8 protein-coding genes are annotated in these 7,617 nt (G+C 65.2%); 4 read left to right on the top strand and 4 right to left on the bottom strand.

Going from position 1 to position 7,617, the window contains the following annotated elements:
• Nucleotides 1-130 precede the first annotated feature (130 nt).
• Both QZY06_RS18235 and QZY06_RS18230 read left to right on the top strand, forming a co-directional pair.
• Nucleotides 131-508 carry a hypothetical protein gene (locus tag QZY06_RS18235; RefSeq protein WP_295686732.1) on the top strand — a complete coding sequence of 126 codons (378 nt, stop codon included), beginning with the start codon at nt 131-133 and terminating at the stop codon, nt 506-508.
• Between the two features lie 118 nt (nt 509-626).
• Nucleotides 627-2,165: a ShlB/FhaC/HecB family hemolysin secretion/activation protein gene (locus tag QZY06_RS18230; RefSeq protein ID WP_295686730.1), complete on the top strand. Its 1,539-nt coding sequence runs from the start codon at nt 627-629 to the stop codon at nt 2,163-2,165.
• Between the two features lie 42 nt (nt 2,166-2,207).
• Here QZY06_RS18230 and parE read toward each other — a convergent pair whose 3' ends face one another.
• The 4 genes from parE to QZY06_RS18210 all read right to left on the bottom strand — a co-directional run bounded on the left by parE (nt 2,208) and on the right by QZY06_RS18210 (nt 5,738).
• Entirely contained in the window at nt 2,208-4,148 is a 1,941-nt protein-coding gene (parE, locus tag QZY06_RS18225) for a DNA topoisomerase IV subunit B (protein WP_295686726.1), read from the bottom strand.
• Nucleotides 4,149-4,263: 115 nt separating this feature from the next.
• The gene (locus QZY06_RS18220) at nt 4,264-4,671 is read right to left on the bottom strand and encodes a hypothetical protein (protein WP_295686724.1); all 408 of its coding nucleotides are present in this window, start codon (nt 4,669-4,671) and stop codon (nt 4,264-4,266) included.
• Complete coding sequence (locus QZY06_RS18215) at nt 4,668-5,279, bottom strand: sigma-70 family RNA polymerase sigma factor (protein ID WP_295686722.1); 612 nt, start codon at nt 5,277-5,279, stop codon at nt 4,668-4,670. The genes QZY06_RS18220 and QZY06_RS18215 overlap by 4 nt, the downstream gene beginning before the upstream one ends.
• Before the next feature lie 27 nt (nt 5,280-5,306).
• On the bottom strand, nt 5,307-5,738 hold the full coding sequence (locus QZY06_RS18210) for a DUF6249 domain-containing protein (RefSeq protein WP_295686720.1): 432 nt from the start codon (nt 5,736-5,738) through the stop codon (nt 5,307-5,309).
• A 109-nt stretch (nt 5,739-5,847) separates the two neighbouring features.
• Here QZY06_RS18210 and QZY06_RS18205 point away from each other — a divergent pair, with 109 nt between their 5' ends.
• Nucleotides 5,848-6,117 (top strand): exodeoxyribonuclease VII small subunit, encoded by a 270-nt coding sequence (locus QZY06_RS18205; protein ID WP_295686718.1) that lies wholly within the window; start codon nt 5,848-5,850, stop codon nt 6,115-6,117.
• A 23-nt stretch (nt 6,118-6,140) separates the two neighbouring features.
• Nucleotides 6,141-7,617 (top strand): 1-deoxy-D-xylulose-5-phosphate synthase (locus QZY06_RS18200; RefSeq protein ID WP_295686715.1); only part of this gene is annotated, 1,477 nt, incomplete at its 3' end.

Here is a 7,617-nt window from a genome sequence, read left to right as displayed (position 1 = left end):
CGGCACTCGATGCCGGTTTCGTCGTTTTCGATGCCGCTGAAAAGTAAGGATTTCACCCCCTGCTGCACCTGTTGATGCGTCCAACCCCCAAAACGGATTCGGGCTCAGACTGAACCAAAGGAGATTTGTAATGAAGAAGACCCTGTTTGCCGCCGCCACCCTCGCCGCCGTGATGTCGATCCCAGCGCAGGCTGGCGGTCCGATCGTCCAGAACACCCTTCTGGTCGTGAAGGCCGTGCTCGCTGAGCCGGGCGTTTCGCTGAGCAATATCGTCAAGGCGCTGCCGGACATCGCCAACGACACGGTCGCTGGCGTCGCCAACGTCGGCAACGCGCTGCCGCCGGCCCTGCTTCGCACCTCGCCGCAGCAGCGCACCACGCAGACCATCATCGTGCCGCTGCCAGGCCCGGCGTTCCTGAATGCCGACCTGGTCAACATTCAGGGCGAAGTCGGCGTCAAGGTCACGATGGCCAGCCCGCTGACGATCACGCTGACCACCGGCCAGTAAGCGTCGCTGTAAGCACGTCAAGCAGTCTCGAAAAGCCCGGCAGCGTGCCGGGCTTTTCATATTCAGGCATCGTCGGATTTTCCCGCCGTGCCGCCATTTCCCAAACAGGATCCGCACCTTGGCCATAGCCCTGCCCCCGCCGGCTGAACCGCAGATGGTGCCGGCGGCCGAAATTCGTCCCTACGCCAAACTGAAGGTCCAGGCGGGCGCGCTGACCTTCTATGTCGCCGATTTCTGCAAGATCGGCACGGCTCAGGTGGTGCGTGTGGCATCGGTCGCCACCACCCCGGCCGAAATCGTCCGCGGTCTCGGCGCCAGCTGCTACCTGCTTGGCTATCCAGCGGCGATGACCCGTTACGGGGTCGACGGCTCTACCTTGTACATCGAAGTGCAGCGCGGAAGAATCAGCTCGGTGGAAGCACCGTCGCGGATCAAGGCGTACTTCGCAGGCATCGAAAAATCGCGCTTCGTCACTGCCGCCAATCTCGAAAAACGCCGCGTGCTGGCCGATTCGCTCAGCGAACGGGCTGGCGACAATTATCAGATGCAACTGGTGCCGGACGGCCCGGATTCCTCGAAGCTGGTCATCGACAATCCGACCGATGGCCGCGATCGCCTGCAGCTGCGCGCCGGCTTCGCGACCAACGGCAATCGCTATTCCGGCCGCTATATCGCCGATGGCCAGGCCCGTTATTCGTGGGGAGATGGCACGGAAGCGCTGGTCGGTGTCGGCGCGGCGGTACGTCCGCCGCAGTTGCGCGACGACCAGAGCGGCCCCTATCACGAAGCGTCAGGCTCCTTGTCACGGGTCACCACGGCGGGCGTACTCGGCGTCGACGGCCGCTATGTCGAACTCAAGCCCAAGGTGCCGGCGATCGATGCCATGGGCACCGTTTTCCCGGCTGGACTGGACGGCGAAATCACCGAGGCCGGCGTCTCCTGGCTGGTGCCGCTGCATGCCGCCTATAACGATCGCGTCACCCTGAGCATGCGCGTCGCCCGCGTCCAGCAGACCTTCGATTTCGACGATCAGCGCCTGCTGACCGAGCGCTATACCAAGGCCAACATCGTGGTCAGCGCGGCCACCCGGTTCGCGGTCGCCGGCAGCCATATTTTCGAGCTGCAAGGCGGCGTCGATCTCAGCCAGGGCTTCACCTCCACGCCGTTCGTGCCGGCTGGTGGCGGCGGACGCGGCCAGTTCTCGATGGCCCGGCCAGCCATCCGCCTCAGCTATCAGCCGGGCGCCGCGTTCACGCCGTCGATCGAAGCTTCCGCCCAGTTCACCTCGGCAGCGCTGCCGCAGAACGAACAGGTGGTGCTCGGTGGCGACCTGCAGCGCGCTTTCGAGCCTGGCACGGCCGCTGGCGATCAGGGCTGGCGAGCACGCGCCACGGTCAACCATCGGCCCTGGGCGCTGGGTTGGCTGTCATTCGAGCCGACGCTGTTCGCCGAGTACGGCGCCGCCCGTTTCCGCGATCCGCCGCCGGTCACCGCGGGCACCGCCCAACGCGCGGCGGTTGGCCTTGAAGCGACGGTGCGCCTGGGCAGCACGGTGGAATTCACCGGCTTCGTCGCCGAGCCGGTTCTGGCCTCGGGACCGTCGCTGCTCGCCGATGACGAACGCCGGCTCGGCGCGCGGCTGAGCATCACCTACTGATGTGCGAACGGCGCCGGTCATCACGACCGGCGCTGTCCAGCTTCAAACCTCCGCCTTGTCGCCCTTCTCTTCCAACCAGGCCTTGCGATCTCCGGCCCGCTTCTTGGCCAGCATCATGTCCATGATCGCGTCGACGGTGACCGGTACTTCCGCACCTTCGACGTCGGCAATCCCGGTATCGACGGCTCCATCCAAGGTCAGCTGAACGAGGCGGCGGGTATCGCGGCTCATCGTCGTTTCGCGGAGCTGCAGCGGGTTCATCTCGCCCAGGCCCTTGAAGCGCGTGACGTTGATCTTGGCCTTGTTGCCCTCGGCCTGCAGGCGATCAAGGATGCCTTCACGCTCCGCATCGTCGAGCGCATAGAACACCTGCTTGCCGGCATCGATGCGGAACAGCGGCGGCATCGCGATGTAGATGTGGCCGGCCTTCACCAGTGGCCGGTAGTGCTTCAGGAACAACGCGCACAACAGCGTTGCGATGTGCAGACCATCGGAGTCGGCATCGGCCAGCACGCAGACCTTGCCGTAACGCAGACCAGTGATATCCGACGAACCGGGATCGACACCGATGGCGACGCTGATGTCGTGGATTTCATTGGACGCCAGCGCTTCGTTGGCATCGACTTCCCAGCTGTTCAGGATCTTGCCGCGCAGGGGCATGATCGCCTGGGTGTCGCGGTCGCGCGCCTGCTTCGCCGAGCCGCCGGCGGAGTCACCTTCGACCAGGAACAGCTCGGTCTGATTGAGATCGGTCAGCACGCAATCGGCCAGCTTGCCGGGCAGCGCCGGGCCGCTGGTGATCTTCTTGCGCACCACCTGCTTGGCCAGCTTCATCCGCGCATTGGCGTTGGCGATCACCAACTGGGCCACCTGCTCGCCGGCTTCCGGATGCTTGTTCAGCCAGACCGAGAACGAGTCGTGGACCACGCCCTGAACGAAGGCAGCGGTCTCGCGTGAAGACAATCGTTCCTTGGTCTGGCCGGCGAACTGCGGATCGAGCATCTTGATGCTGAGCACGTAGCTGCAGCCCTGCCAGACATCGTCCGGCGACAGCTTCAGGCCGCGCGGCAGCAGATTGCGGAACTCGCAGAACTCGCGGATCGCTTCGGTCAGGCCGGTGCGCAGGCCGTTGACGTGAGTGCCGCCCTGCGCCGTCGGGATCAGATTCACATAGCTTTCAGCGACCGCTTCCGGGCCACCGTTGACCCAGCACAGCGCCCACTCGGCTTCTTCGCGCTTGGCGGCGAACTTGCCGATGAAGGGCTCGGCAGGCAGCACTTCGGCGCCGTTCAGCGAATCCTTCAGGTAGTCGAGCAGGCCGTTCTCGTACTGCCAGACGGTCTGTTCATTGTTGACCTGATCGTCGAGCGTCACCTTCAGGTTCGGGCACAGCACGGCTTTCGCGCGCAAAACCTGTTTCAGACGCGGCACCGAGAACTTCGGCGAGTCGAAGTATTTGTCGTCCGGCCAGAAATGCACCGTGGTGCCGCTCTTCTTGATCGGCGCATCGCCGACCCGGGTCAGCTCGCTGGCCTTGTGACCGTCGGCGAAACCGATCAGCCACTCGCCACCGCCGCGGACCACGCGCACTTCCAGCACTTTCGACAGCGCATTGACCACCGACACGCCGACGCCGTGCAGGCCGCCGGAAAAGCCGTAGGCCTTGTTCGAGAACTTCGCGCCCGAGTGCAGCTTGGTCAGGATCAGTTCGACGCCGGAAACGCCGTGCTCCGGGTGGATATCGACAGGCATGCCGCGGCCATCATCCGAGACTTTCAGCGATCCGTCGGCGAGCAACACCACGTCGATGCGCTTGGCGTGTCCGGCCAGCGCTTCGTCGACCGAGTTGTCGATGACTTCCTGAGCCAGATGATTCGGCCGCGAGGTATCGGTGTACATGCCCGGGCGCTTGCGCACCGGGTCCAGGCCGCTCAGAACTTCGATCTGGTCGGCGCCGTAGGCGTTGTTGTTCGGGGTGGCCATCAGGGCAATCAGGAGACTTGGGTTCGCAGGACTGCGAAAGACGCGGGACGGTACCCAATGGACCGCCGCGTCGCAAGGCCGGCCGGTTCAGCCGCCTGCCCCGCTCGACGCGGGTTCAGCGCTCGCGGATCGCCGTAAACGAGCAGACGTAGAACAGCGCCAGCGGCACCAGCACGCTCAGATGGGCAATCGAGAAATTGCGGATGTCGAGCAACTGCACCAGCGTATTGGCGAACCAGACACCGGCTGGCGTCAGGCCAACGGCCACCGCACTACCGACCATCGCCGCCATCGGCACGATCCAGCGCGGGGCTGGCTTGCGCGGCGCCGGCATGTTCATCAGCACGCGGACCACGAAACCATCGTCGGCGATATGCGGCTGCCGGGCCGCATCTTCATGCAGCAGCGCGTCGATCCAGGCGTCGTCACCGGGTATCGGACCATGCATCGAGCCGCCACGGCCCACGGGAAAGGTCGATCCGTCCATAGGTTTGTCCTGGGTCTTGTTGGCTTCAGTCGTCATGACATCCTCGGCTCCCAGACCTGCAAGTGCACTTTCAGCTTCTGCTTGGCGCGGGAAATATGCGATTTCACCGTGCCCAGCGGGCAGTTGAGGGCGTAAGCCGCTTCCTCGTGACTGCGGTCCAGATAGTAGCACTGGGCAATCACCGCTCTTTCTGCGGGCGATAGGATCGCCATCGCCCGTTGCAGATCCATCTGCAGATCGGCCGTGGTCTGCTCGGGATGCAGATCCTGCGGGCCGTCGTGTTCTTCGGGCTCGGCGATATTCTCGTCGAGCTGCTCTTCTTCATGGCGCGAGCGGATCGCCATCAGGAAGCTGTTGTAGGCGATCCGGTAGATCCAGGTGCTGAATCGGGCATCGCCGCGGAACTGGTCGAGCTTGCGATGCGCCTGCAGAAAGGTTTCCTGGGCGAGATCGTCGGCGAAGGCGTCATCGCCTTTGCACAACCTGCGCAGCAGCGCGCGCACCGAGCCCTGATGACGGCGCACCAGCACCGCGAAGGCATGGCGATCGTCACCAGCAAGCACGCGGGCAACGAGGGCCGAGTCCGGCGGGCCATCCGCCCACACCGGCTCCGCCGCTGGCACCTTGACCGCCTCGCTGGCCACGTCGCGTCGTTTCCGTCCGCGTCGGCTTCAGAGGTCCTTTTTCTGTTGTTCGATCTTCCAGGCAATCAACTGGCCGACACCGATCGCCAGCGGAATGAAGCCGATGCCGACCGCCTCGGCGGCATCGGCGAACCAGAAGAAGCCCATCAGGCCAACACCGGCACCGACCAGGCTCAAGCCCGAGCTGACATCGGATTTCTTCTTCTTGGTCGGCTCCATGAACAGCTCGGGCGGAATCGGCTGGCCCTTGTCGGCGAGCTTCAGCACCATCTCGTTGATCGAACGCTGACGGTTGGCGCGATAGCGCAATACGGCAAGCACGATGACGATCGGCATGCCGAACACCATGATGACGGCGACCAGCGGCACCAGCGCTTCAACGAGCGTGAAGCTGGAGCTGCTGTCCCCGACGTGCTTGCCGAGGTCAATGCCGAATTCGGCTGCGGATACGAGAAACATGAAGTGCTCCTGATGGTTCGTGTTGTTCGGGGAGTCAGATGCGCCGCAGCCATCGTTCGGATGCAGGCGACGCAACGCCTACAATAGTCGCCTCCCAGGATGGCGCCAGATGACTACCACCAAGAAGACCGTGCCTGCCGCAACCGCCGCCACGGACGCGATCGACGATCCGGTCTCCCGTTTCGAAGGCTCGCTCACCGAGCTGGAAGCGATCGTCGCCAAGATGGAGCGCGGCGATCTGCCGCTCGAAGAATCCTTGAGCCTGTTCGAGCGCGGCATGGGCCTGACCAAGGTCTGCCGGACTTCGCTGGAGACTGCCGAGCTGCGCGTTCGCAATCTGCTCGACGCAGACGACAGCGCGGCGCCCGCCATCCGCTGAAGTCCGTCTCCAGCCTTGCTGCGATGAACGAGTCTTCCGGCTATGCGCGACTCGGCGCGATCGACGATCCGGCTGCGCTGCGGCGCCTGCCGGTCACCGAACTGCCGGCGCTCGCCGGTGAAATCCGCCGCTGCCTGATCGAAACGCTGGCTCGGGTCGGCGGGCATTTCGCCGCCAGCCTCGGCGTCGTCGAACTGACCCTGGCGCTGCACCGCGTATTCGATACGCCGCGCGACACCTTGATCTGGGACATCGGCCATCAGGCCTATGCGCACAAGATCATCACCGGCCGCCGCGCGCGGCTGGAAACGATCCGCAAGCACGGCGGCCTGGCGCCCTTCCTCGATCGCAACGAGAGCGCCTTCGATGCCTTCGGCGCTGGCCATGCCGGCACCGCGATCTCCGCCGCCGCCGGTTTCGCAGCGGCCGAAAAATTGCGCGCCGAAGGCCGGCGTAGCGTCGCCGTCATCGGCGATGGCGGCATCACCGCCGGCATGGCTTTCGAAGCGATGAACCACGCCGGTGCGCTCGGGCTCGATCTGCTGGTGGTGTTCAACGACAACGATCTGTCGATCTCCGAAAACGTCGGCGCGCTGCGCGACACGGTTGCCCGGCAACTCGGCCGCAAGCATCCGGCGTCGGGTAGCGGCTCGCTCGCCGGGCTGGTCGAAGCGCTCGGTTTCACCTATTCCGGACCCGTGGACGGCCACGCGCTCGACGCGCTGCTGCCGGCGCTCGAAGGCCTGAAAGCAGCGCGCGGCCCGCAGTTCCTGCACGTGCTCACGGTCAAGGGCCAGGGGTATGCGCCAGCCGAAGCCGATCCGATCGGCTTCCACGGTGTCACCCGTTTTGATCCGGTCACCGGTGCAATGCCGGCGCCTGCTGCCGTGGCGCACCCCACGTATTCGCAGTTGTTCGGCGACTGGCTCTGCGAAGCAGCCGCGGTCGATCCGGCGGTGGTCGCGATCACCCCGGCGATGCGCGAAGGCTCAGGACTGGTCGAGTTTGCCCAGCAGTTTCCGGATCGCTATTTCGACGCCGGCATCGCCGAGCAGCACGCGGTGACGCTCGCCGCCGGCATGGCCTGCGCAGGACTCAAGCCGGTGGTCGCGATCTATTCGACCTTCCTGCAGCGCGCGCTCGACCAGGTGATCCACGACGTCGCGATCCAGAACCTGCCGGTGCTGTTCGCGGTCGATCGCGGCGGCCTGGTCGGTGCCGATGGCGCGACCCATCACGGCGCGTTCGATCTGAGCCTGCTGCGGGCAGTTCCCAATCTGCTGCTGATGGCGCCGAGCGACGAGCAGGAATGCCGGCGCATGCTCGCCACTGGCCTTGCACATGCCGGCCCGAGCGCGGTGCGCTATCCGCGCGGTAGCGGCCCCGGTGCGGCCATCGCCGCTGCCGAACCGCTCGAAATAGGCCGCGGCCGATTGCTGCGCAGCGGCTCGTCACGACGGCCCACGCGGGTCGCCTTGCTGGCCTTCGGCACGATGGTCG

Source organism: uncultured Nevskia sp. (assembly GCF_903885465.1).
Lineage (GTDB): Bacteria > Pseudomonadota > Gammaproteobacteria > Nevskiales > Nevskiaceae > Nevskia.
This window is presented reverse-complemented; position numbering and strand designations above follow the sequence as displayed.